Here is a 22,540-nt window from a genome sequence, read left to right on the forward strand (position 1 = left end):
CATGGAAAAGGAAAAAGTTGATCAAATTCTAAAAGATGTTAATAAACTTCCGTCCATTTCCTCTGTTGTGTCGAAGGTTTTGGAAAAGCTTCAGAAACCGGATGTGAACATTGCCGACTTAGCAACAGAAATTTCTAAGGACCCAGCGATCACGGCGAGTGTGATCAAACTTTCCAATTCTGCTTATTACCGTGCCTCTAAACCAATTCGCACGATTCAAGAAGCATTGATGACTCTTGGGACCAAAACTGTCAAAGAAATTGTTCTCGTGACTGCGGCAAAGGGGATCCTCTCACAAGATCTGGGAAGCTACCAATTGGAAGCCGCACAACTCTGGACTTCCTCACTTCTCGTCGCGGAGATGTCGAGTCGGATCGTCACTCATAAAAAACTTAAGATCGATAAAGACTTGGCATTTACTTCAGGATTATTATGCAATGTGGGGAAAATCGTCCTCGCACAATTCTTTCAACCAGTGATTTTCCAATTAAGAAATGAATTGAAAGAAAACAAAGACCCCTTCCCTCTGCTTGAGAAAAAATACTTTGGCTACACACATATGGAAATCTCAGAAATCCTTCTCACAAGATGGAATTTTCCACCTGAACTTGTTGATGTTGTTGCTCATTATCTCAATCCAGATCTCTCCACTGTGAATCCTTTGCTAACAAGTGTTGTGCATATCGCAAGCATTCTCATCGTTGTTTCCGGAATAGGCATTGATATCGGGGGAGAATCTGTTCCCATATCTCCATTTGCACTCACTCAGACAGGTGTCACTGAGGCTGATATAGAAACATATTTTCTGCACATCCCTGACTTACAAGCGGGCCTTGCTGATCTCTTAAACATTTAAGCTTATGAATATTGTGCTTATCGGTCCAAGAGGAGTTGGTAAATCAAAATTATCACGCGCTCTCTCTAAAGCAACGGGACTTCCAAGCGTCTCCACTGATTCTGTCATCGTCTATGAAAATGGAGGGGTCAGCATACCAAAGTACGTTGAAAAAAACGGTTGGAAAAAGTTTAGAGAATTAGAATATTCTGTTTTAAAAAAACTTGAAAATGCCGAAGGAATTGTACTCGATTGTGGTGGAGGGATCCTCTTCGACTTAGACGACGATGGCAATGAGATTTTGAGTGAACGCAAACTCGCTCTTCTAAGAAAAATTGGTAGGATCATTTTACTCGAAAAGGATATAGAGGAACTTATCGCAAAAGTTGAGGGAGACAAGACTCGTCCTGATCTTTCGAAAACAAAAGAATATTCGGAAATCCTAACAAGGAGACTGCCGCAGTACCAAAGGTCGGCCCACTTTAAAATCGATACAACAGGACTTCGAAAAGAGGAAATTACAGAAAAGATCCTTTTCTGGCTCAAAGGGAGGTAATGCGCTTTCTGCCAATTCCTCTCTCATTTTGCTTTCTGTCTGAACACCTTCTTCTGCCCATAATAATAGCATATTGACCTTGTTTTGCGCTATTTGCCATAAGAACGTACTTTTCTGTATTTTTCGGAATGCCTAAATCTACCACAATCTGCTGATTTTAAAAGGATTCGACACGAGACGCTTTTTCCGGGACAAGGTACATTACTTGCTTTAGGATAGGATAGTCATGCACAAAGAAAGAAATCCACTCACCCTCCCCCCGCTCGGACCTCAAGCGCAAGGTATGTACGACCCTGCAGAGGATAAAGACTCTTGCGGAGTAGGATTCATAGCAAATTATAAGGGCGTCCGTTCTCGCGACATCGTGGACAAAGGGATCAAACTTATGTGCAACCTAGAGCACCGTGGCGCCGAGGGAGCAGATCCGAAGACTGGCGATGGTGCGGGAATCATGATCAATCTGCCGGACGCTTTTTTTCGAAAGGTTTTGCCTTTTACCCTGCCGAAGGAAGGTGATTACGCCGTCGGAGTATTATTTTTACCTCAAAACAAAGAAACAAGAGAAGCCATCGAAAATGTGATCGAAAAAATCATCGTTGACGAGGGAGAGGATTTTCTTGGATTCCGTGAAATACCAACAAACAAAGAGTATGCGGGGGTTGTAGCTTCAAAAACAATGCCTGTCTTCAGACAAGTATTCATAGGTAAAAAATCAAAGAAGATAAAAACTTCGGATGAATTTGAAAGAAAACTATTTCTCATTCGTAGACTCATCGATAGAAGAATTCGAAGCGAATATAAATTAGATAGATCTCAATACTATGTACCTAGCTTCTCTTCTAGAACGATTGTTTACAAAGGCATGTTACTTGGAGACCAGGTACGTAAATTTTACGAAGATCTAAAATCTCCTGATCTAACATCAGCATTCTGTCTAACTCACACTAGATTTTCGACAAATACCTTTCCAACTTGGGATCTTGCCCACCCCTACCGTCAGATTGCACATAATGGTGAAATTAACACCCTACGTGGAAACATGAACTGGATGGCAGCTCGCCAGATGGTCATGGAATCTCCGTTATATGGTGAAGAACTAAAACGAATGTTGCCAATCGTGATGGAAGGGCAATCTGATACGGCTACCTTTGATACTGTTCTTGAGTTACTTGTCATGGGCGGACGAAGCTTGCCACATGCCGTAATGATGATGATACCTGAGGCATGGTCAAAAAACAAGAGTATGGATGCGGACCGAAGAGCATTTTATGAGTATCATGCGACGATTATGGAACCGTGGGATGGACCAGCAGCCATCGCATTCACAGATGGAAGAATCATTGGAGCCACTTTAGATAGAAATGGGCTGAGACCTGCACGTTTTATCATCACCAAATCGGATGAAATCATCATGAGCTCTGAGGCGGGCGTGCTGAACCTCCCTCCAGACCAAATTCTCAAACAAGACCGCCTAAGACCAGGTAGGATGCTACTGATCGATATGGAGAAAGGGCAGATCCTCGATGATGAAGAAATCAAAAAACAAATTTCCACTCAAAAGCCGTATCGCAAATGGGTCGAAGAGAAAATGATTCGTTTGGGGCAGCTCCCGGACCCCGATTTCGTAAAACAACCGCAACACGAAACCATTTTAGAACGCCAAAGAGCTTTTGGATACACCCATGAAGATGTTTTCACGATTATAAAACCGATGGGCGTAAATGGAGAGGAACCAACTGGTTCCATGGGAGTTGACTCGGCGTTAGCTGTGCTCAGCGAAAAACCGCAACCACTCTTCCGCTATTTCAAACAAAATTTTGCACAAGTTACGAATCCGCCAATCGACCCCATTCGGGAAGAATTGGTGATGGAGCTTACGACCTATATCGGTCCAGAAGGGAATCTTCTCGACGAACAGCCAGAACATGCTCATAGGCTGGAATTGGAACATCCGATCCTAACAAACGAAGATTTTGAAAAGATCAAACAGATCAGTGAAGGTCATTTCAAAGCTAAAACATTCGAAATCCTTTTTGACCCAAAGAAAAAGCATGATATGCGAAATTCCTTGGACAAAGTATGTCAGGAAGCAGCAAAAGCCATTCGGGAAAAAAATGTTAACTTAATCATACTCACCGACCACGGGGTAAATGAAAAACGCGCAGCCATTCCTTCCCTTCTCGCTGTTTCGGGATTGCATCACTTTCTAATCCGAGAAGGTTTACGAACTAAAGCTGGTATTGTACTCGAATCTGGGGAACCGAGGGAAGTTGCTCACTTTGCTCTGTTATGTGGCTACGGCGCAAATGCCATTAACCCATATCTAGCTTTCGAGTCCTTAGCCGATCTTGCACAACAGGGATTACTTCCTGAAGTAAAGGACTACAAAGATGCAAAAAAAAGCTATATCAAGTCCATCGGCAAGGGCCTGTTCAAAGTTTTTTCAAAAATGGGCATCTCCACCTTGCAGTCGTATTGTGGCGCGCAGATTTTTGAAGCCGTAGGGCTCGACTCTGAACTCGTCAATACATATTTTGCCGGGACGCAGTCGAAAATCGAAGGTCTATCTCTCGAGATGCTTGAAGAAGAAACGGTGAGACGACATACAACCGCGTATGACCCAACTTTTTTTCCAAATAACTTGGAACCAGGTGGAGTTCACTACTTCCGCAAAAATGGAGATACGCATCTTTATACGCCAACGACCGTTCATAAATTGCAACGTGCAACGCAAACGGGAGATTATAAAATCTTTAAAGAGTTTTCCTCTCTCATTGACAATCAGCACGATAAGGCGATTACACTTCGCAGCTTGTTCAACTTAGATTTTGAAGGCTCAAAAGAAATCCCTCTCGATGAGGTAGAGTCTGTCAGTGCCATTTTGAAACGTTTCCAGACAGGTGCGATGAGTCATGGATCCATTTCTTGGGAAGCACATACCACCCTTGCGATCGCCATGAATCGACTCGGTGCCAAATCAAATACAGGCGAGGGTGGCGAAGACCCGATTCGTTTTAAGACTTTACCAAATGGCGATTCGATGAGATCGGCCATCAAACAAGTCGCATCCGCTAGATTTGGTGTGACCATGGAATACCTTACCAATGCCGATGACCTTCAAATCAAAATGGCACAAGGCGCAAAACCTGGAGAAGGTGGTCAATTGCCAGGGCATAAAGTTGATAACTACATTGGTAGATTGAGATACTCAACACCCGGTGTGACCTTGATCTCCCCTCCTCCGCACCACGATATTTATTCTATCGAAGATCTAAAACAGTTGATCTTTGATTTAAAAAATTCAAACCCGCGTGCGCGTGTTTCCGTCAAATTAGTTTCTGAATCTGGTGTGGGAACGGTTGCTGCCGGTGTTGCAAAGGCACATGCAGATCATATCCTAATTGCAGGGCATGAGGGTGGGACAGGTGCAAGTCCCATCTCCTCTATCCATCATGCTGGTACGCCTTGGGAACTTGGCCTATCTGAAACCCACCAAACACTCGTTGCCAATGGTCTCAGGGACCGTGTCTATCTAGCAGTCGACGGGAAACTTTTAACTGGTAAGGATGTCGTAGTCGGTGCGTTACTTGGTGCAGAAGAATTTGGTTTTTCTACCTCGGCACTTGTCGCTGTTGGTTGCATCATGATGAGAAAATGCCACTTGAACACTTGTCCTGTCGGAGTCGCCACGCAAGATGAATTCTTAAGAAGTAAATTTACAGGTAAGCCTGAGTATGTAGAAAACTTCATGACTTTTGTTGCAGAAGAAGTCAGAGAAATCATGGCAAAACTAGGATTCAGAACTTTTGAAGAAATGATTGGCCAAGTCCAAAAAATAAAATTCAAAAGACCACACCACCATTGGAAGGCGAGAGGGCTTGATTTTACAAAAGTACTCCATAGACCGACACCTGTTTTCCCTACAGGACTCTTCCGGACTAAGGAACAAAACCATCACTTAGATGAACAAATTGATAATGAGTTGATCCGAAAATCTCGGGCAGCCATTGATCATAACCAACCAGTGGAAATCAAAACAACGATTGTAAACCTCAATCGCTCCGTAGGTACGATGCTTTCTCATGAAGTCACAAAGGTGCATGGAATTAATGGTCTACCAGAAGACACGATCAAGATCGAATTCACGGGAACCGCAGGACAATCGTTTGGAGCATTTGTGACCAATGGCATGACGTTTACACTCATTGGTGAAGGCAATGACTATGTAGGTAAAGGTTTGTGCGGAGGTAAGCTGATTTTTCAAACACCGAAAACAGCTCCCTATAAGGCTGAGGAAAACATCATCATCGGTAACACTTGTTTCATTGGTGCGACAAACGGGCATGCTTATGTCAATGGGCTCGCAGGTGAAAGATTTTGCGTCCGAAACTCTGGTGCTTCTGTTGTCGTAGAAGGAACAGGAGATCACGGTTGTGAATATATGACAGGCGGTCGTGTGATTGTTCTTGGTGAGATTGGACGAAACTTTGCCGCCGGTATGTCTGGAGGCATTGCTTATATATGGAATCCTAAAAGTGATGCAGAGTCATACATCAATAAAGAGATGGTCGATTTAGAATCACTTACGGATACAAAAGAGATTTCCGAAGTGAAAACTCTCATCGAGAATCAGAAAAAATATACAGGTTCAGAACGTGCTTCTCAAATTCTCAATGCTTGGGATAAGGAAGTTGCGAACATTTTGAAAGTGATACCAAAAGATTACAAGAAGGCACTTCAGAAATTGGCTGAAGAAGCAAAGAACGGTTCGGAGAAAGGAAAAAAAGAAGGAGCAGTCGCACGTGGGTAAGCCAACAGGATTTTTAGAATTTAAAAAAGAATACCTTCAAAAAATCGCCCCAGGCGAAAGGTTAAAAAATTATAAAGAATTTGAAAAACCTTTCCCAGAGGAGACAGCGAAAGCACAAGGCGCGCGTTGTATGGACTGTGGCATACCTTTTTGCCATGGCGAAACAGGCTGCCCCGTTGATAACCTAATCCCTGAGTTCAATGATTTTGTGTATCGTGGACGCTGGAAAGAAGCTTGGGATAACCTCTCTAAAACAAATAATTTCCCAGAATTTACGGGACGGCTCTGCCCTGCTCCCTGTGAATCTGCTTGCACTTTGGGTATTATCGAGCCACCTGTTTCGATCAAGTCCATCGAACGAACCATTGTTGACAGAGCTTGGGAAGAAGGATGGGTGATCCCGCAACCACCAAGTCATAAGTCAGATAAGAAAGTTGCTGTCATTGGTTCTGGGCCAGCAGGGCTCGCGGCAAGCCAACAACTCGCGCGTGCCGGACACTCTGTAACTCTATTTGAAAAAAACGACCGAATAGGCGGACTTCTTCGTTACGGCATCCCAGATTTCAAAATGGAAAAATGGCATATCGACAAGCGTGTGAAACAAATGGAAGCCGAAGGTGTCATATTCAAAACAAACGTAAACGTTGGTATAGATATTACAACAAAACAACTGCAAGCTGACTTTGATGCCATTGTTCTCGCTTGCGGCTCTGAAATCCCAAGAGACCTCCCTCTACCAGGAAGAGAACTAAAGGGTGTCCATTTTGCTATGGAGTTTCTTTCTAAAAACAATAAGAGTGTTGCGGGTGACCAAATCGAAATTCTAAACGCTAAGGGCAAAAATGTCATCGTGATTGGTGGTGGTGATACCGGTTCGGATTGTGTCGGAACTTCCAACCGTCATGGTGCAAAATCCATTACTCAAATTGAACTATTCCCAGAACCACCCAAGGAAAGAGATCCTTCCACTCCTTGGCCTTTATATCCTAAAATGTTTAGAACTTCCACCTCACATGAAGAAGGTGTGAATCGAAAATGGGCCATCTCTACTCTCGGTTTCAAAGGAAATGATAAGGGAGAAGTCACATCTATTTACGGGCAAGAGGTAAAAGAGGAGAACGGAAAATTTAATCCAGTTCCAGGAACGGAATTTGAATGGCCGGCAGACTTAGTGTTGCTTGCGATGGGCTTTGTAAATCCGGTAAAAGAAGGGTTATTGCAAGACCTCCAGAGCCAAGGACTGGATCTAGATGCAAGAGGAAATGTCAAAGCTGACTTTGGAACAAAACCTGGCTCTTTCGCTACAAGTCTGCCTAAAGTGTACGCTTGTGGCGATGTCCGCCGGGGACAATCCTTAATAGTATGGGCGATTTCCGAAGGGAGAAAGTGTGCTGAACAAGTGCACCACTTTTTAACTCAGGAAGTAGATGCCTAGAATCTTACTTTGAATTCGGACTGCATTTGGAACAGACGACCTCGTAACAAGGGAGGGTTTTGCCTGCTGGCAGAACTTCCCCCCTTTTAGGGTTAAAAATATTCTTGCATTGCTTGTAAAAGAGAACCATGATAGGAAATAGTAGCCTAATTGTTGTCAAAATGACGACTAGAATGGTTAAGTAATATTGCAGCAAAAGAGTGCACCTTTGAAATCCATATCTAAACTCAATCTGAACATCACGATCCCTTTCTGTATATTTTTTATTTATTTTTCCTTGTCTGCAGAGAATATTCTTTTGAAGCGTGGCGGAACCATCAAAGGTAAAATCATCGAACAAGACCAAAATAAGTTAAAAGTCCAAAAAGAAGATGGAAGCACCTCCGTCATTTCTAAGGCTGATATTTTAAAAGTTGTCTATAAAGAACACATCACAGCAGACGAAGAAGATAAACTAAGAAAAGCGGAAGAAGCAAAAGCGCTTGCGGCAGCGGAAAAAGAGAGAATTAAGAAAGAGAAAGAAGAAGCCGAGCGTCTCAAAAAAGAATTAGCAGAAAAAGAAAAAGCAGACAAAGAGGCAAATGCCAATAAGTCGAAAGAAGAAGCTGCCAAAAAGAAACAAGCAGAGGAAGACGAACGTCTCGCTGCTGAGAAACGTAAGGACCTCACTCGTGGTGGTGCCACTTGGAGATCGGCCGTTCTTCCAGGTTGGGGGCAGTACCGCCAAGGAAGAAAGCTACAGGCTTATTTATACCCTTCTCTCATAGCTGTGGGACTCTTTCTTACTTATGAACAAAATCGCTACTTTTTAAATGCAAAACGAGATTATAATAACATAGACAATCCCTACACACAAACGGGCTATATTCGCGCGCTACTCGGTGCGGGGCCCGTCGTTTCGACAACCCCCGTAGATCCTATCTCTGCCTATGCGGCGAATGAAGTGTCCCCTTTCAAAGGACAAAGAGAATCCGTGGAAAAACATTACCGCAACTTGCAGTACGTTGGCGGGATCACCGCTGCCGTCTATCTTTGGAACGTTTTGGATGCATTCCTTTTTCACCCCAAAGCGAATGTCGCTGATGCGGGAAGTGACGAAGATACGGCACCTGACAGTAAAGATAGATTTTTCATGCGTACGACAATGGGACAGCTGGACGCTGTACCTTATTCTTCGGTTTTAGAAAGAAGGTATGAACCCAAAACTAACTTTGGTTACGAACTGCAATTCTAAGAGAAACAAATCTCAAAGATAGCCCGCTGATTTTAATGATTCTAATATTCATTTAGGATCCTTGTATGACAATTATCAACCTTTCTGATGTCTTCGCAATATTAGTTTTCCTTTTTCTGATTCGTCCCTTTTGATATAAAGTAAATGTGTGAGTAAAGAAACACTCTTCCAGCTCGCACAAGCTAGATTTTAGGAGTGAGACATTGGCTACAGAAAAACCTCAATATGACGATTTTATCGTAAAAGGGTTTATCATTTCAGCTTTAATTTGGGGCGTTGCATCGATGTTATTCGGTGTGATCATCGCGTTCCAATTGGTATATCCACAGCTGAACTTGGAACTTCCCTTCACGAGTTTCGGAAGACTTCGCCCCCTACACACAAACGCAGCCATCTTTGGCTTCGCACTTAGTGTCATTTTTGCCACGGCATACCATACCATACAAAGGCTCTGTCGAGTCAGAATGTGGAATGATACGATGTCAAAAGTTCACTTAGTATTATACAATTTAACGATCGTTTTAGCAGCGATTACTCTTCCTCTTGGCTACAGCCAATCTAAAGAGTATGCTGAATTAGAATGGCCATTAGATTTGCTCATCGTGGTATGGTATGTAATTTTCTTGGTAAATTATATGGCGACGATCTTCACACGAAAAGAAGAACAAATGTATGTTGCTATCTGGTTTTATTTAGCATCTTTTATCACTGTTCCTTTACTTTTTATTGTAAACAACATTGTGATTCCAGCGGGCTTACTAAAATCCTACTCTGTTTATTCAGGAGTATTTGATGCCAACATCCAGTGGTGGTATGGACACAATGCAGTCGCATTCGTCTTGACCACACCTTTCCTCGGCCTCATGTATTACTATTTACCCAAACACATACACCAGCCGATTTATTCACATAGACTTTCGATCATACACTTTTGGTCACTGATCTTTATCTATATTTGGGCAGGTCCACACCATTTGTTATATTCTCCACTACCGGAGTGGTTACAAACAACGGGGATGGTTTTCTCTATCATGCTTTGGATGCCTTCCTGGGGTGGGATGTTGAATGGATTCTTAACACTGACACAGGCTAAGGATAAGATTAAAGTAGATGCGACATTGAAGATGATGCTAGCGGCCGTTACATTCTACGGTATGTCAACATTTGAAGGTCCATTGCTATCCATTCGTGCCGTTTCTGCTCTCGGCCACAACACAGACTGGATCATTGGTCACGTTCACTCAGGAACATTGGGTTGGGTTGGCTTTATGTCTGCTGCTGCATTGTACTATTTAGTTCCGCGTATCTGGAACTCTAACTTATACAGCGAGAAACTAGCAAATCTTCACTTCTGGTTAGGAACACTTGGTATCCTACTCTATATCATCTCTATGTGGGTTTCAGGAATCACAGAAGGATCTATGTGGAGAGCGGTTGGAGAAAATGGAGAACTAGTTTATAAAGACTGGATCGAAATTGTTGAATTTTTAAAACCTTTCCGACTTTTCCGAGCTATCGGTGGGACACTCTACTTAACAGGTATCCTCATCATGGTTTATAACTTTATCAAGACGATGCAAGCTAAAGATAGCGGATTCGTTGAACAAGACCTACGAATAGGAGCAAGATAATGTTGTTAGGATTTAACAAACTTTTAGATTGGTTGTCTAACATTGCTGATCATTGGGACAATAAAAGCGTAAAGTTTACTGTATACGCGACCATTGCCGTGTTAATTGGCGGTCTCTTTGAACTGATCCCACCTTTCTTTTTAACGAAATCAGTCGTTAAAATTGAAGCCGTAAAACCTTACTCAGCTTTAGAGCTAGCAGGGCGCGACGTATACCAAAAAGAAGGTTGTATCAGCTGCCATACGCAGATGGTTCGCCCCTTCAAATGGGAAGTGGACAGATTTGATCCAACAAAAGCATACGGACGTAACGGTTACTCAAAAGGTGGCGAGTATGTTTATGACCATCCATTCCTTTGGGGGTCTAAACGGACTGGTCCTGATCTCGCACACGAGTCCCAAATGCTAAGATCTGATGAATGGCATAAAAACCACCTTTTGAACCCTAGAACACTTGGTGGAGTTCCAAATTCGATTATGCCAGCATATCCTTGGTTATTCGAAGCAGACAATCTTGTTGATGCGGAACAAATAGTTTCTAATATGAAAGCGCTCAGTAAAGTGGGAGTGCCATATACGGAAGAAGATTTTGCAAAGGCAGCTGATCTCGTGAAAGGCAAAACGGAAGGGGATGCGCTCGTCGCCTATCTTCAAAAGCTAGGAAGAGATTCTGCTGAACTACAGAAGTCCATCAAGTAGGTATTTGTAATGAGTGATGAAGATCTACTGATTATCTACAAAGGATTACGATTGCCTTTTCTCGTTTTGGCAATCGGTTACATCACCTACTACGTTTATAAAAAACGCACAAAAGAAGAAATCGAGCGTCCTGCAAAAAGAATGCTCGAGGAGGATTAATTTATGAAAGAACCGAAAGAAGTCGACGGGATATACCAAGCAGATAATCCCATGCCCACATGGTGGCAGTTAGTGTGGCTCATAAGCATTATTTTTTCCATTGGATACGTAGTGTATTTTCACTGGTATTCTGAATGGCCTCAAAATGTAGCATATGAGAACGAAGTCAAAGAACATGAACTAAAATTTCCAGCAAAAACGAAGTTAGTTGCTGTAGCTGACGGGTCCAACCCTTATCGCGGTGATGCGGTAGCGATTAAGGAGGGAGAAGCGACGTATAAGCAAATCTGCGCCGCATGTCATGGTCCTACGGGTGAAGGTGCTGTTGGCCCAAGCCTTGTGGACAAAGACTGGATTCATGGAAATACAGACAAAGAAGTATTCGAGAACGTGATGGGCGGAATCGGGCCTGAACGTCAAAAACTGAACCGAGGTGGTATGCCAGCTTGGAACGGTCTCGGAGCAGAAAAAGTTTATGCCGTGCTTGCTTGGCTTGCGACTAAAAATGAAACGTTGGTAAAGGCAAAATAAATGATCATTTCCAGACCCCAATCAGGTAAAGTTAGAACCAGAAGAAATTTTGTGATGAGTTTTCTCGTAATGTTATTTCTAGGTGCACCGTGGGTGGTTTTACCATCAGGGACTCCTTTGGTTCGATTGGACATTCCTCATCGTATGTTCCATTTGTTTGGTGGTCTGTTCATTCCACAGGAGGGTCTAATCCTGTGGTTTTTCCTTCTCACGATGGGACTTTCTCTTTTCTTTTTTACTTCCGTGATCGGAAGGGTTTGGTGTGGATGGGGCTGTCCTCAGACAATTTATACAGACCTATTCGATCGCATTGGAAGGGCTATTCTTGATTCCAAGTACGGAAAAAAAGATGCTCCCGCTTTAAAAAAATATTTAGTTTATACGATCTGGATGATCATTTCTTTCATCGCCTCCTTTCATTGGATTGGTTATTTTGTAAGTCCATATACTATGGCAGCTGATTTTGCCAATTTAACTTTCCTTTCGAAAACATATCCCTTATTCATCGGTTTTTTCACCATAGCAATGTTTGTTGATATCGGGTTTATCAGAGAACAATTCTGTAAATATGCCTGCCCTTATGCTAGATTCCAAACCATTCTCATGGACGAACACTCGTGGAATGTTACGTATGACTACAAACGTGGCGAGCCGAGACGAGACGGGAAGTCGAAGATCGGTGATTGTATTTCTTGTAATATGTGTGTGGTGGTTTGTCCCACTGGCATCGACATCCGCGATGGTTTACAAGTCGGATGTGTCGCTTGCGGAAAGTGTGTGGATGCTTGCACGAGCATCATGGCAAAAGAAAATAAAAAAACTCTCATCGGTTATTTTTCACTCGATCAGATTGAGACCAAAACAAAAGTTAAGTGGGTTCGTCCAAGAACTGTCATATATGCGATCCTACTTACAATCGTTGTCTCCGCTGCTACCTACAAACTTATCACTCGTGTGCCGATGTCAATGATCGCCGCAGGAAACAAATCTATGCCGCCGATTCTTCTACCGGATAATAAGGTGCGAGCGTTTGTCGCATTACGAATTCAAAATATTGCACCTATGCCTGCGACTTACGTATTGGAAGCCTATGACACGCGGCATCATAAACAAATGCTCATCCGTTCTGGCGAAGGAGAACAACTCACTCTTAATTCGGGCGAGATACGAAGTTTTTCGGTCGTACTCGAAACACAAGGTCTCTCAGAATCCGAACTCAAAGAAAAATATATACCTGGGATGATCCGATTAAAAAATGTAAATGATCCCGATTCGAAAATTGAAAAGGTACTCTCTCTAACTTTACCAGGAAATTAAAAATGTTCCAAGATCTACACCCTTCTCTTCGCAACGTCATGTACGTGGTCATACTCTGCTTCGTCGCCCTAATGGCCGCGACTTTCTACACGGTTCGTCTCACCTATCAAAATTTTGAACCCGTATTAGATAAAAACTACTACGAGATCGGGCTAAATTACGAGCAGGCAATCAAGGACCAAAAGTCACTGATCGCTGATGGCTATGGCATTGAACTGAAGCTAGGTGCAGGAGACATTCTGTTAAACTCAGGACCACAAAATGCTACCGTTTCGATTTTAAAAGCAGGGAATCCTGGAGAGGCAACGGCCGTGACTTTGATCCTCGAACGAAGCGCGACGACGAAAAACACATATACATACGGTCTGGAAAAAGCACCCTCCGGAAAATTTGTTGGAACCATCAACATACCAGGATCTGGTTCTTGGAATACGAGGACCATAGCGGAAATCGAGGGCAAGAAGTTTGAAAAACAAGGATTGATTTCCGTCCGATAAAGTATGGAAATTAAGGAAAGAGAAGCTCAAAGTATTACAGCATGTGATCACTGTGGGAACCCCTTTCGCTATGTTAAAATCAAGGCGAGAGTCGATGGTGATGAAAAATACTTCTGCTGCGAAGGCTGTGAAACGGTTTACTCTCTTATACGTTCTCTTGGTGGAGAAAAATATTATTCTCTCAAAGGTTCACAGATATTAGAACCAGTATCCCTCGCTGAAAATTCAGAGGACCAAAACGTTGACAATGACCTTGTATACTCTCGTTATGTGAGAGAATTGAATGGGCTCTCTGAGGTTTTCATTCAAATTACGAATATTCACTGTTCCGCATGTGTCTGGTTGAATGAAAAAGTTTTATCTGAAATGGATGGGATCTCGCTTGCTCACATCAATTTTGCATCGGGAAGAGCGAAAGTGATCTTTGATCGTACCAAGCTAAAACTTTCTGAAATTTTACAATCAATTCGGGCAATCGGCTATAAGCCCGTTCTCTATGCTCCCGGTCAGTCCACCAATATCTATATGAAAAATCTTACGAGCCTCTTCCTTCGCATTGGAGTCGCTGGGTTTGCTTTTGGAAACATGATGGTTTTGAGTGTGGCACTTTATAGTGGTTACTTTTCAGGGATAGACTCCGATTTAAAACGTCTCTTTCATTTTGCGTCTTGGTTTTTTGCAACACCTGCCTATTTATACTCTGGCTATCCTTTTATGAAGGGATTCTTCACAAGCATCAAACGTAAGACTCTGACGATGGACTTTCTTTTATTTTTTGGAATCTCACTCGCATACTTTTATTCTGTTTACGTAACTTTAACAGATAGAGGCGAAGTATATTTTGACTCGGTCGCGATGATCTATTTTTTCATTTTGATCGGAAAGTATTTTGAAGAAAAATCGCGTCTCCATGCTGCAGAAAAACTCGAAACCATTTTGTGCCGTCTTCCCGAACGTACCCTTCGGATGATAGGCGATGAAGAGAAAGAAGTTGCTAGCGATACCTTAAAATTAGGGGATCGGGTTAAGGTTTTGCCTGGAATGCGTATCCCTGTAGACGGTATCATTGAATCAGACTCTCTTCAGGTAGATGAATCATTTTTGACCGGAGAATCAAAGCCCATAGAGAAAAAAAGGGGGGATTCATTACTGGCGGGCTCCCTCGCACTAGATAGCCATGTCATCTTTGTCGCAACAACCGACTACCATGCCTCTACACTTTCTTCTTTGAAACTCCGTATGGAGGAAGCGCTTCTTACAAAACCAAAGATTCAAATCCTTACCGAAAAGATTGCATCTTATTTTATTACGATTGTTTTTTGTATTTCAATACTAACCCTTGTTGGGTGGATGCTGTTTACAAGCGGTGATCTCGAACGCTCCTTGATCTATACGATTTCAGTACTCATCGTTGCCTGTCCCTGTGCCCTTGGTATTTCTGTTCCTACAGCACTTGTGATGAATCACATTTTAAATGCAGAAAAAGGTGTCCTTCTCAAAAATCCAAGTGTGGTAGAACCTCTGGCCAAAGTGGATCAAATTTTCTTAGATAAAACAGGCACACTTACTGAAGGGAAATTTTTGGTAAGGGAATGCACGATTGATCAGGAATATTTTCCATTAATTTATATCCTCGAAAAACAGGTGAATCACCCCCTTGCAAAATCAATTGTAAATTATTTGAAACAGGATGGCGCAGTTTCATCGAAGGGAAGAGAATACGATATTACTTCTTTTCAAGCGATTCCAGGAAAAGGCATCATTGGCACCGTCCGTTCTGACCACGAGGAGAGGCATGTTGTGATTGGTAATGTTTCCCTTTTGGAATTGGAAGGCATTCGGATGAAGGAAGCTTCCGAAAATGGGTCGATCGTGCATCTTGCAATTGATCACCAATATTTAGGTTATTTTTTGTTAGCTGATGAAATTAGATCAGAGGCTGTCAATTTCATATCTTTACTTAAGAAAATCACTAGTGACATCACCATCCTTTCTGGCGACGCAGAATCTCCCGTTAAAGAAGTTGCATCGCGACTGGGGATCACCTCTTATTTTTCAAACTTACTTCCTGAAGATAAAAAAGACCATATTAACAACGCTCAGAAGAAAGGTAAGATAGTGGCAATGGTTGGTGATGGCATTAACGATAGTATTTCGCTCGCAAGTGCCAATGTGTCCATCTCCCATACGGAAGCGGAGGATTTATCTCTCGAGAAAGCAGATGTGGTTTTAACATCGGGAAATCTGAATGGAATTTTATTTTCACTGATGTCCGCAAAAAAAACGAGACAAGTCATTTTACAGAATATCTTCATTTCTCTTTGTTATAACTCCATCATGCTACCACTTGCCGTTTTTGGGCTGATGCTTCCAGTAATTTGTTCTGTCTTTATGGCGGCTTCTTCACTAACTGTTCTTATCAATTCGTTATCACTTCGAGTCAGGATCAAATAATGGAAGCACTATATGTTACAGTTCCGATTGCTATGGCAATCGCCTTATTCTTTTTAGGCGTATTTATCAAGGCTTTTAAAAAAGGCCAATTCGATGATATTGAAGCTGCAAAGTATCGGATATTTTTCGAAGATGAGTTTCCCAAACCCGAGAAAAAGCCTGATACCAAATGATCCAACCAGAGTTGTGGGCATTAATCACTACCACTTTTATTTTTGGTCTTTCTAGCTCTCTACATTGTGTCACCATGTGTGGCCCACTCATCTGTGTAGTCCAGGCTCAAAGCAACGGAAAGTCTTCTTTATACCTTTATCAGATTGGACGGCTCCTTTCGTATGCTTTACTCGGGGCAATGCTTGGGTGGCTTGGGAAAGGTGCTAATGCCATTGGAGAGATGAAACAGATTCAAAGTCTTTCTGCCATTCTTTCCTTGTCTCTCCTTTGTCTAGTTGGTTTGAGGCTTGTTTTCGCAAAAACGAAATTAACATTCCTTCCTTCTTTTAATCAAATTCTCTCACCCCTCTTCCAATATCTGAAATCCAAAAAATTAGACTGGGCACTTGGTCTGACTCTCGGATTGTTTAGTGCCTTCCTTCCCTGCGGCATTCTGTATCCGGCCTATGCTGTCTCCTTTGCCAGTGGGGAGATCTCGAGTGGTGGACTCATTATGCTGGGCTTTTTCTTAGGAACCTTCCCAACTCTTTTTGGATTTAGCCTGGGGATCAGATGGTTGCAAAGGAAAGTCGAGCCAAAGTATGCATTTTATGCTGGTATGGCACTCATCGTATTCTCTTTGTTATTTTTAGTCTTGCGTGTAACACACACGGTGCATTCTGAAAATTGTGAACACACCGATTCTAGTTCTATCTTTTAATGAAGGTATTTTTTTCGATACGTTTTTGCAATCTCTGTCGAGATTGTTTTTGCAGGAATGACTGCAACGAGCTTGCTCCCTAAATTTCTCCTATGCTTTAGCAGCCATTTGCGAAAATTCCCCTTTTCTTCATCGGGACCGAGAAGAAGAACTTCTGTGGTAGATTCCATAGAATCTGCCAGCTCATTAAAATAATTTTCTTCATCTGTCTTGTTGATTTCAATCTCTTTAAAGACCGATTCAGAGAACGGGGTGAAACCGATCAACTTTGCTTTTTGGTTTTCGAGGTAGATTACACATGCTGTCATTTTTTTTATCATTTCTCTGTACTAAGTGTACTAGATTTGACGCTTTCTGCGACAGAAATGTGGAATATTGCCCGGAAGTATCCATTGATAATTGTCAATCACCACCAAGATAGAGAAATGGATTCGAGTCAAATTCTTCCATTAACATACTTACGTTACTCGTTAACTCATCTGTTGGCAAAATGTAATTCGTATAGGTAAATATACCGATAGAAAACAAGAACATAAAAGCAAATGCAGTAATCTTTCGATTCCTGTTGGTTTCTGACCGAAATCGCTTCTCAGAAATATTTGTAATCCTCTTCTCAAGATTTGCATCGTCGAGTAACTCTTCCCATTTTCTTTTGTTAGGTTTCATTTGATAAATCTCCTACTAAATTTTCACGAATCCAGGCTTTCGCCCGAAATAGACGGGATTTTACAGTCCCTTGTTTGATTGAAAGTTCGAAGGCAATTTCATGCATAGTTCTTCCCGCAAGATATAGGGTTAAAGGCTTATGATAAACAGATGGCACTTTCTGGAGCAAGGAAAGGATTTGCGAGCTGTTTAAAAAAGAAGTGTTTTCTTCTTTCGTAGTCTCAGAAAATAAACCTGCATCTAAATATTTTTTTGCTTTTTCCTCTTCTCTCAATCTCTTTGCATTCATCCGGTTGGATTCATTTTTGGCAATTGTGTAGATCCAAGTAGAGAGTTTGGATTCTCCCCTAAACTGGCCTTTTTTTAATGCCTTAAAAACTCTGAAATAGATCTCTTGCAGTACGTCTTCGGTAGAATCATCAAAACGATCGATGAGAGTTTCACCGATCGTCTTAAGAACTAACAACTTCGTATCTTTAAGGATCAAATCAAAATCTGAGCTGGTGGGATACTTTATTTCCACGGATTAAATTTCTAGTCTTCCGGCTTAAATTTTTTAGAAAATTTTTCAACTAGATCAGCTAGTTTTTCACGCTGCTCAGGTTTTAGAACTGCATGAAATTCAATCATCTTAGCTTGGAATAATTTTCTCATTTCCACATGTCGAGAATCTTGTTCACTGCTCAACTTATCTAAGCTCTTCACATCAACAGAGTCTTTACGGATTTGGGAGATCACTTCGGTCATCCATGCGTCTCGCTTAGGTTTCAGCTCTTTATGTTTGGCAACAAGCTCCGACTTGATCGAGTTTAATTTGGCAATCTGAGCTTCATCTAAATCGAGTTTGGAAGTGAGTTTGTCTGCGACCCATTCCATTCTCTTTTCAAAGCTGTGGTGCCCTCGACAATTTGAAGCGAACACTAGACCAGCCATGGCAACGATAGAAAACAGAATCATCTTTGAAGTTTTTTTCACGGTTACTTCTCCTTTGTTTCAGAACATATGACCCGATACAGCTGGCAAAGTTCCCGAAATAAAAAAAATTAAGCGTGTTCCGTAAGTCGGTATTTTGACGAAATGTAGGTCAAAAATTCAGTTTTTGTCGATCTCTTCAGCACCATGTTTTCAATTTTTAAATCATCCAAATCTTCGATTACTTTTACCAAAATTTCTTCTTTTGCAACTTCTGTTAGATGCCCTTGTAAAAGAAATCCAGTGTAATGATAGTTTGTATAAGATGCAGATTGAGCAACTTCCAATGTCTCCCATGTATTTCCCGAGATTTGTTTTGTTTCAAAATTAATTTTTACGATACCTAGTCTCGCAGAATAGTATTCTAAAAAGAAAAGGCTCTCCTCTTTAAAATGAAAATCTAAAGCAGAGGAAATTCTTGAGAGCTCCCCGACTTTTCGGAGTACCAGACGATTTGGTCCTTTCAAATAATACTCTAACATAGACATTACGGCCTTTTAGCCGATGAGAACACTTCTACCTTTCCATACTTTTGCATCAGCTTCTCTTTCGAGGAAATCTGCACAATCCATACGTGAAATTTTTCCTGCTTTGACATCCTTCAGATTATCCAAACAACGATAAACCGTCGTTAATGGGCCATCTGTCAAAAACCCAGGCCTTACAATCGTCCAGTCAAGATTTGACTCTCTTACAAGTTTTTCTTGTCTTTCTTTATCCTGATAGATCTTCCTAAGGAACAATGGCTTGACAATTTTGTCATGCGCAAAGCCTCCGTGACCAACACTATCGCCAGTTCCGATACCTGTGACTACGAGCAAATAAGCTTTAGGGTTCCACCCGAGCATGGAATCGATGAGAACTTTTGTCGCTTTACTAAACAATGTTACCTCTCTCCAAGTGATAGGATGACCGATACATAATACAATGGATTTCACAGATTGAATGGTTTCTTTTACTTTGTCTGGGTCTAAGGCAGACCCGATAATTTCTGTAAGATTTTCATTTTTTGGTAACGAAAGTGGGCTACGGGAGAGGGTTCGCACCTTCCACCCTCGTTCTAAGGCTAATACCGCCGTGGAAAAACCAATTCCCTTAGATGCCCCTATTACTGCGATGGATTTCTGACTCATTTAACTAGTCTCCTACGAGGAATGTTGTGATCATCCACTTCTGCTTTTTCTTTTCAAAAAAAATTCGATAATCTAAGGGACTTCTCAAATACTTATCACAAATATAACCTGTCGTTCCATTCGCGAGACAAACTTTTTGCCACTGGCACTCGCCCGATTTTGGGATTTCTTCGCCATATTCCATCCCTACTATCGAATGCGAGAGGTTTTCCAGAACCTTCGCATTCGTACTTGGAGCTTCCCTAACATTTACATTTGTTCCACTAACAATGGAATAAGTAGTCGGATCCAAATCCTGAGGAAAGTTTTCAAACAAATAGGGAGAAACGAATTGTCCTTCCGAATTTAGAAAGAAGCCCAATTTCATGGTATCCTCGAGAATCTTCCATATGTTCGAATCTTTTGGTTTTTGTTCTAAGGAAAAATATTTCTTAAAATTTTTGATACCAGGATCATCACCAAACGAAAAATGAACCTGAGGATCAATTGTTTTCAAAAGAAAGGCATCATCTTTTGCTTTCACTGCCTTCTGCAACTGTGTTTTAAATGTGATAAAGGAGGGATCTTTTGTGGACTCGTCCTTTGGCAGTATTGATTTCGTCTGGAAAGGTTCGCAGGGCATCAGCAATGTTATAGGGAAAATTAGTACGAATAGACAGAGGAGAAGTTTCATATGACAAAGATTCACTTTTACCCTAGACAAATTCAATCCAATTTATAATCAGTTAAGCTATGACTAGCCAAGAAATGAAATTCCAAGAAATGCGAGCCCGGGAGAATAATTTGACGGAAGATGCGTTTTCACTCTATGATTCCCTAGAGACTGTGAACGTAGCCTTTATGATGGGAATGTGGAAGGGTTCTGGTTTTCATACAGGCCATACGATGGACGGAGCTCTCGAAACTTTCAACTGGTACGGAAAATCATTTGAAGACCCAGAAAATGTGCACCCTCTCGTGTTTAAATCATTTGGATCCTCTCTGTTTAAGGTCAACCCAGGCAGGATGCCGGTTCGCCTAGCGACAATCATTCCCTCCAAACCATTATGGCCTTTGAAATATGTTTTTCTGTGCGTTCGTTTCTTATTCCAAACATCCTCTTCCAAAGCCCGAGTCAGATTGACAGAATTCAGAGGGAAAGTAACTGCGACGATGGTGTATGACCAATTGCCCATACACGACGTCTTTCGCAAAGTGAATGAGAATACGCTTTTAGGTTGCATGGATTTTAAAGGGATGAAACAACCCTTTTTCTTTGTTTTGGAAAGAGACATTCGATGAGATGAACAGATTTGGCATTCTATTCTTTTTTCTCTTTGTATTTGATGATTGTATGTACAATCCGATCATCAGAAAATTACTTTGGCCGACAGAGACTTCGCCAAACTTAAGTTTTTTGTCGGTCTTGGCCTTTCCTGCTTCCTCTGCAGGGACTGTCGCTGATTCCCCACAAACAGGCTCGACAGCAGAATCTCAAACGAATGAAGACTCTACTACCGCTCCCGTAAAAACGATAACTCTCAATAGTTCATCTTATCCCGTATTAAAAAATGATACGGTTCAAATCGTTGCCAAACTATTTATAAATGGTACAGAAACTTCTAGCAGCTTTACTTATTCTTCATCTAACACATCAGTGGCGACTGTCTCTAGTTCAGGCTTGGTCACAGCCATTTCAAACGGTCCTGCCGTAATCACTGTCCAGGAGGCCAACGGAAGTACAACTGCAACCGGGCAGATCAATGTTTATTCTGGATACATTTATACAAATTTGGACGCATCTAATTCCGTAGTTAAGTTAACGATCAATCCGATCAATGGAACCTTAACCGTGGATCAGACGGTTCCTAGTTCCGGTCTCTCACCGAATGGAATTGGTGTTGACCCTTATGGTAAATACGCCTATACAGGAAATTTTGACTCGGATACAATCAGTCAGTTTGATATCAGTGCAAGCGATGGTTCTCTGAGCTTCAATCGCACAGTTGGGACATCGATTCAACCTAGAAATATCAGCATCAGTCCCGACGGAAAATTTTTATACCTCGCTACCCAATTTTCCCAAACGATCGATCGGTTTTCGATCAATGCGAGCAATGGGAATCTTAGTTTATTAGGCACAACCATGGTCGGAGTTTCTATCGCTCAGACAGCCGTTGATCCCTCGGGAAATTATTTGGTTGCCTTGCATCCAATTGGCACACAGGTCTCCTCCTTTCAGATCGACCAAACAACAGGCAGCCTCACCTTAAAATCAACTAGCGGGACCATCGATTCGCCAGGACTCTTTGCCTTCCATCCTTCTGGAAAATACTTATATGTAGGTTCCAATCCCAACATCACTGCACTTAGTATTGATGCTTCGACGGGAGCACTCGCTATCATCGGTACAGTCAACCAAACGGTTTCGGCAAACGGGATCGTAGTGCACCCTAGCGGCAAATTTTTTTATACAACAAATATTGGTGATGGGACTTTATCCTGTTTTGCGATCAACCAGACAGATGGCACCCTTACCTTTTCTTCGAACATCGCCTCAGGCGGTGGAGACGTGCGCTTTCTTGCCATCGAACCTTCTGGAAAGTATGCCTATCTGGCCCAAAAAGGTTCTCCGTTTTTATTTGCCTATCTCATTGACCAGACGACGGGTGCGCTGACAGGCCTAAACTCTTATAACGTAGGGGATGGGCAGTGGAATCTATTCATCAAATAATTGAGTTTTGAGACATAATTTTTTC

23 protein-coding genes are annotated in these 22,540 nt (G+C 41.9%); 16 read left to right on the forward strand and 7 right to left on the reverse strand.

What is annotated here, in order from left to right:
• Position 1: 1 nt before the first annotated feature.
• From EHQ58_RS03970 to EHQ58_RS04035, 14 genes are all read left to right on the forward strand, one after another.
• Positions 2-856, forward strand: a complete 855-nt coding sequence (locus tag EHQ58_RS03970) for an HDOD domain-containing protein (protein ID WP_135622244.1) — start codon at positions 2-4, stop codon at positions 854-856.
• Between the two features lie 4 nt (positions 857-860).
• Positions 861-1,391: a shikimate kinase gene (locus tag EHQ58_RS03975; RefSeq protein ID WP_135622246.1), complete on the forward strand. Its 531-nt coding sequence runs from the start codon at positions 861-863 to the stop codon at positions 1,389-1,391.
• Between the two features lie 226 nt (positions 1,392-1,617).
• Positions 1,618-6,201: a glutamate synthase large subunit gene (gltB, locus tag EHQ58_RS03980; RefSeq protein WP_135622248.1), complete on the forward strand. Its 4,584-nt coding sequence runs from the start codon at positions 1,618-1,620 to the stop codon at positions 6,199-6,201.
• Positions 6,194-7,636: a glutamate synthase subunit beta gene (locus tag EHQ58_RS03985; protein ID WP_135622251.1), complete on the forward strand. Its 1,443-nt coding sequence runs from the start codon at positions 6,194-6,196 to the stop codon at positions 7,634-7,636. The genes gltB and EHQ58_RS03985 overlap by 8 nt, the downstream gene beginning before the upstream one ends.
• 208 nt (positions 7,637-7,844) lie before the next feature.
• Positions 7,845-8,870, forward strand: coding sequence for an LA_0442/LA_0875 N-terminal domain-containing protein (locus EHQ58_RS03990; RefSeq protein WP_246047118.1), 1,026 nt, complete (start codon positions 7,845-7,847; stop codon positions 8,868-8,870).
• A gap of 203 nt (positions 8,871-9,073) precedes the next feature.
• The gene (gene ccoN / locus EHQ58_RS03995) at positions 9,074-10,501 is read left to right on the forward strand and encodes a cytochrome-c oxidase, cbb3-type subunit I (protein ID WP_135622253.1); all 1,428 of its coding nucleotides are present in this window, start codon (positions 9,074-9,076) and stop codon (positions 10,499-10,501) included.
• A complete protein-coding gene (gene ccoO / locus EHQ58_RS04000; protein ID WP_425460468.1) occupies positions 10,501-11,199 on the forward strand; it encodes a cytochrome-c oxidase, cbb3-type subunit II in 699 nt (232 codons plus the stop codon). The genes ccoN and ccoO overlap by 1 nt, the downstream gene beginning before the upstream one ends.
• Positions 11,200-11,208: 9 nt before the next feature.
• A complete protein-coding gene (locus EHQ58_RS04005) occupies positions 11,209-11,358 on the forward strand; it encodes a cbb3-type cytochrome c oxidase subunit 3 (RefSeq protein ID WP_135622255.1) in 150 nt (49 codons plus the stop codon).
• A 3-nt stretch (positions 11,359-11,361) separates the two neighbouring features.
• Positions 11,362-11,889: a c-type cytochrome gene (locus EHQ58_RS04010; RefSeq protein ID WP_135622257.1), complete on the forward strand. Its 528-nt coding sequence runs from the start codon at positions 11,362-11,364 to the stop codon at positions 11,887-11,889.
• Positions 11,890-13,206: a cytochrome c oxidase accessory protein CcoG gene (gene ccoG / locus EHQ58_RS04015; RefSeq protein WP_135622259.1), complete on the forward strand. Its 1,317-nt coding sequence runs from the start codon at positions 11,890-11,892 to the stop codon at positions 13,204-13,206. It begins immediately after the preceding gene.
• Between the two features lie 2 nt (positions 13,207-13,208).
• Entirely contained in the window at positions 13,209-13,703 is a 495-nt protein-coding gene (locus EHQ58_RS04020) for a FixH family protein (protein WP_135622261.1), read from the forward strand.
• Positions 13,704-13,706: 3 nt separating this feature from the next.
• The gene (locus tag EHQ58_RS04025; protein ID WP_135622264.1) at positions 13,707-16,157 is read left to right on the forward strand and encodes a heavy metal translocating P-type ATPase; all 2,451 of its coding nucleotides are present in this window, start codon (positions 13,707-13,709) and stop codon (positions 16,155-16,157) included.
• Positions 16,157-16,330 (forward strand): cbb3-type cytochrome oxidase assembly protein CcoS, encoded by a 174-nt coding sequence (ccoS, locus tag EHQ58_RS04030; protein WP_135622266.1) that lies wholly within the window; start codon positions 16,157-16,159, stop codon positions 16,328-16,330. The genes EHQ58_RS04025 and ccoS overlap by 1 nt, the downstream gene beginning before the upstream one ends.
• Complete coding sequence (locus EHQ58_RS04035; RefSeq protein ID WP_135622268.1) at positions 16,327-17,031, forward strand: sulfite exporter TauE/SafE family protein; 705 nt, start codon at positions 16,327-16,329, stop codon at positions 17,029-17,031. The genes ccoS and EHQ58_RS04035 overlap by 4 nt, the downstream gene beginning before the upstream one ends.
• Here EHQ58_RS04035 and EHQ58_RS04040 read toward each other — a convergent pair.
• The 7 genes from EHQ58_RS04040 to EHQ58_RS04070 form a co-directional block, all read right to left on the reverse strand.
• Entirely contained in the window at positions 17,028-17,351 is a 324-nt protein-coding gene (locus EHQ58_RS04040; protein WP_135622271.1) for a hypothetical protein, read from the reverse strand. The genes EHQ58_RS04035 and EHQ58_RS04040 overlap by 4 nt on opposite strands.
• Positions 17,352-17,433: 82 nt before the next feature.
• On the reverse strand, positions 17,434-17,697 hold the full coding sequence (locus EHQ58_RS04045; protein ID WP_135622273.1) for a hypothetical protein: 264 nt from the start codon (positions 17,695-17,697) through the stop codon (positions 17,434-17,436).
• A complete protein-coding gene (locus EHQ58_RS04050; RefSeq protein WP_246047122.1) occupies positions 17,687-18,220 on the reverse strand; it encodes an RNA polymerase sigma factor in 534 nt (177 codons plus the stop codon). Before EHQ58_RS04050 ends, EHQ58_RS04045 begins: the two co-directional genes overlap by 11 nt.
• An 11-nt stretch (positions 18,221-18,231) precedes the next feature.
• Complete coding sequence (locus EHQ58_RS04055) at positions 18,232-18,672, reverse strand: Spy/CpxP family protein refolding chaperone (RefSeq protein WP_246047123.1); 441 nt, start codon at positions 18,670-18,672, stop codon at positions 18,232-18,234.
• 68 nt (positions 18,673-18,740) lie between these two features.
• Positions 18,741-19,157, reverse strand: coding sequence for a hypothetical protein (locus EHQ58_RS04060; protein ID WP_135622275.1), 417 nt, complete (start codon positions 19,155-19,157; stop codon positions 18,741-18,743).
• Positions 19,158-19,166: 9 nt separating this feature from the next.
• On the reverse strand, positions 19,167-19,802 hold the full coding sequence (locus EHQ58_RS04065; RefSeq protein ID WP_135622277.1) for an NAD(P)-dependent oxidoreductase: 636 nt from the start codon (positions 19,800-19,802) through the stop codon (positions 19,167-19,169).
• A gap of 4 nt (positions 19,803-19,806) precedes the next feature.
• Positions 19,807-20,475: an SH3 domain-containing protein gene (locus EHQ58_RS04070; protein WP_135622279.1), complete on the reverse strand. Its 669-nt coding sequence runs from the start codon at positions 20,473-20,475 to the stop codon at positions 19,807-19,809.
• A gap of 59 nt (positions 20,476-20,534) precedes the next feature.
• On the opposite strand from EHQ58_RS04070, the gene EHQ58_RS04075 reads away from it, so the two are divergent.
• Both EHQ58_RS04075 and EHQ58_RS04080 read left to right on the forward strand, forming a co-directional pair.
• A complete protein-coding gene (locus EHQ58_RS04075; RefSeq protein WP_135622281.1) occupies positions 20,535-21,083 on the forward strand; it encodes a DUF4334 domain-containing protein in 549 nt (182 codons plus the stop codon).
• 1 nt (position 21,084) lies between these two features.
• On the forward strand, positions 21,085-22,515 hold the full coding sequence (locus EHQ58_RS04080) for a lactonase family protein (protein WP_135622283.1): 1,431 nt from the start codon (positions 21,085-21,087) through the stop codon (positions 22,513-22,515).
• The last annotated feature ends 25 nt before the right edge of the window (positions 22,516-22,540 follow it).

The sequence above is a fragment of the Leptospira ognonensis genome (assembly GCF_004770745.1).
Lineage (GTDB): Bacteria > Spirochaetota > Leptospiria > Leptospirales > Leptospiraceae > Leptospira_A > Leptospira_A ognonensis.

Excerpts from the sequence above, each read along its gene's own strand:
- EHQ58_RS03970 (WP_135622244.1), top strand. The coding sequence starts at position 2 with ATGGAAAAGGAAAAAGTTGATCAAATTCTAAAAGATGTTAATAAACTT.
- EHQ58_RS03975 (WP_135622246.1), top strand. The coding sequence starts at position 861 with ATGAATATTGTGCTTATCGGTCCAAGAGGAGTTGGTAAATCAAAATTA.
- ccoS (WP_135622266.1), top strand. The coding sequence starts at position 16,157 with ATGGAAGCACTATATGTTACAGTTCCGATTGCTATGGCAATCGCCTTA.
- EHQ58_RS04010 (WP_135622257.1), top strand. The coding sequence starts at position 11,362 with ATGAAAGAACCGAAAGAAGTCGACGGGATATACCAAGCAGATAATCCC.
- EHQ58_RS04060 (WP_135622275.1), bottom strand. The coding sequence starts at position 19,157 with ATGTCTATGTTAGAGTATTATTTGAAAGGACCAAATCGTCTGGTACTC.
- ccoG (WP_135622259.1), top strand. The coding sequence starts at position 11,890 with ATGATCATTTCCAGACCCCAATCAGGTAAAGTTAGAACCAGAAGAAAT.
- EHQ58_RS04070 (WP_135622279.1), bottom strand. The coding sequence starts at position 20,475 with ATGAAACTTCTCCTCTGTCTATTCGTACTAATTTTCCCTATAACATTG.
- EHQ58_RS04045 (WP_135622273.1), bottom strand. The coding sequence starts at position 17,697 with ATGAAACCTAACAAAAGAAAATGGGAAGAGTTACTCGACGATGCAAAT.
- EHQ58_RS04080 (WP_135622283.1), top strand. The coding sequence starts at position 21,085 with ATGAACAGATTTGGCATTCTATTCTTTTTTCTCTTTGTATTTGATGAT.
- EHQ58_RS04035 (WP_135622268.1), top strand. The coding sequence starts at position 16,327 with ATGATCCAACCAGAGTTGTGGGCATTAATCACTACCACTTTTATTTTT.
- EHQ58_RS04075 (WP_135622281.1), top strand. The coding sequence starts at position 20,535 with ATGACTAGCCAAGAAATGAAATTCCAAGAAATGCGAGCCCGGGAGAAT.
- EHQ58_RS04020 (WP_135622261.1), top strand. The coding sequence starts at position 13,209 with ATGTTCCAAGATCTACACCCTTCTCTTCGCAACGTCATGTACGTGGTC.
- gltB (WP_135622248.1), top strand. The coding sequence starts at position 1,618 with ATGCACAAAGAAAGAAATCCACTCACCCTCCCCCCGCTCGGACCTCAA.
- EHQ58_RS04040 (WP_135622271.1), bottom strand. The coding sequence starts at position 17,351 with ATGATAAAAAAAATGACAGCATGTGTAATCTACCTCGAAAACCAAAAA.
- ccoO (WP_425460468.1), top strand. The coding sequence starts at position 10,501 with ATGTTGTTAGGATTTAACAAACTTTTAGATTGGTTGTCTAACATTGCT.
- EHQ58_RS04025 (WP_135622264.1), top strand. The coding sequence starts at position 13,707 with ATGGAAATTAAGGAAAGAGAAGCTCAAAGTATTACAGCATGTGATCAC.
- EHQ58_RS04065 (WP_135622277.1), bottom strand. The coding sequence starts at position 19,802 with ATGAGTCAGAAATCCATCGCAGTAATAGGGGCATCTAAGGGAATTGGT.
- EHQ58_RS04005 (WP_135622255.1), top strand. The coding sequence starts at position 11,209 with ATGAGTGATGAAGATCTACTGATTATCTACAAAGGATTACGATTGCCT.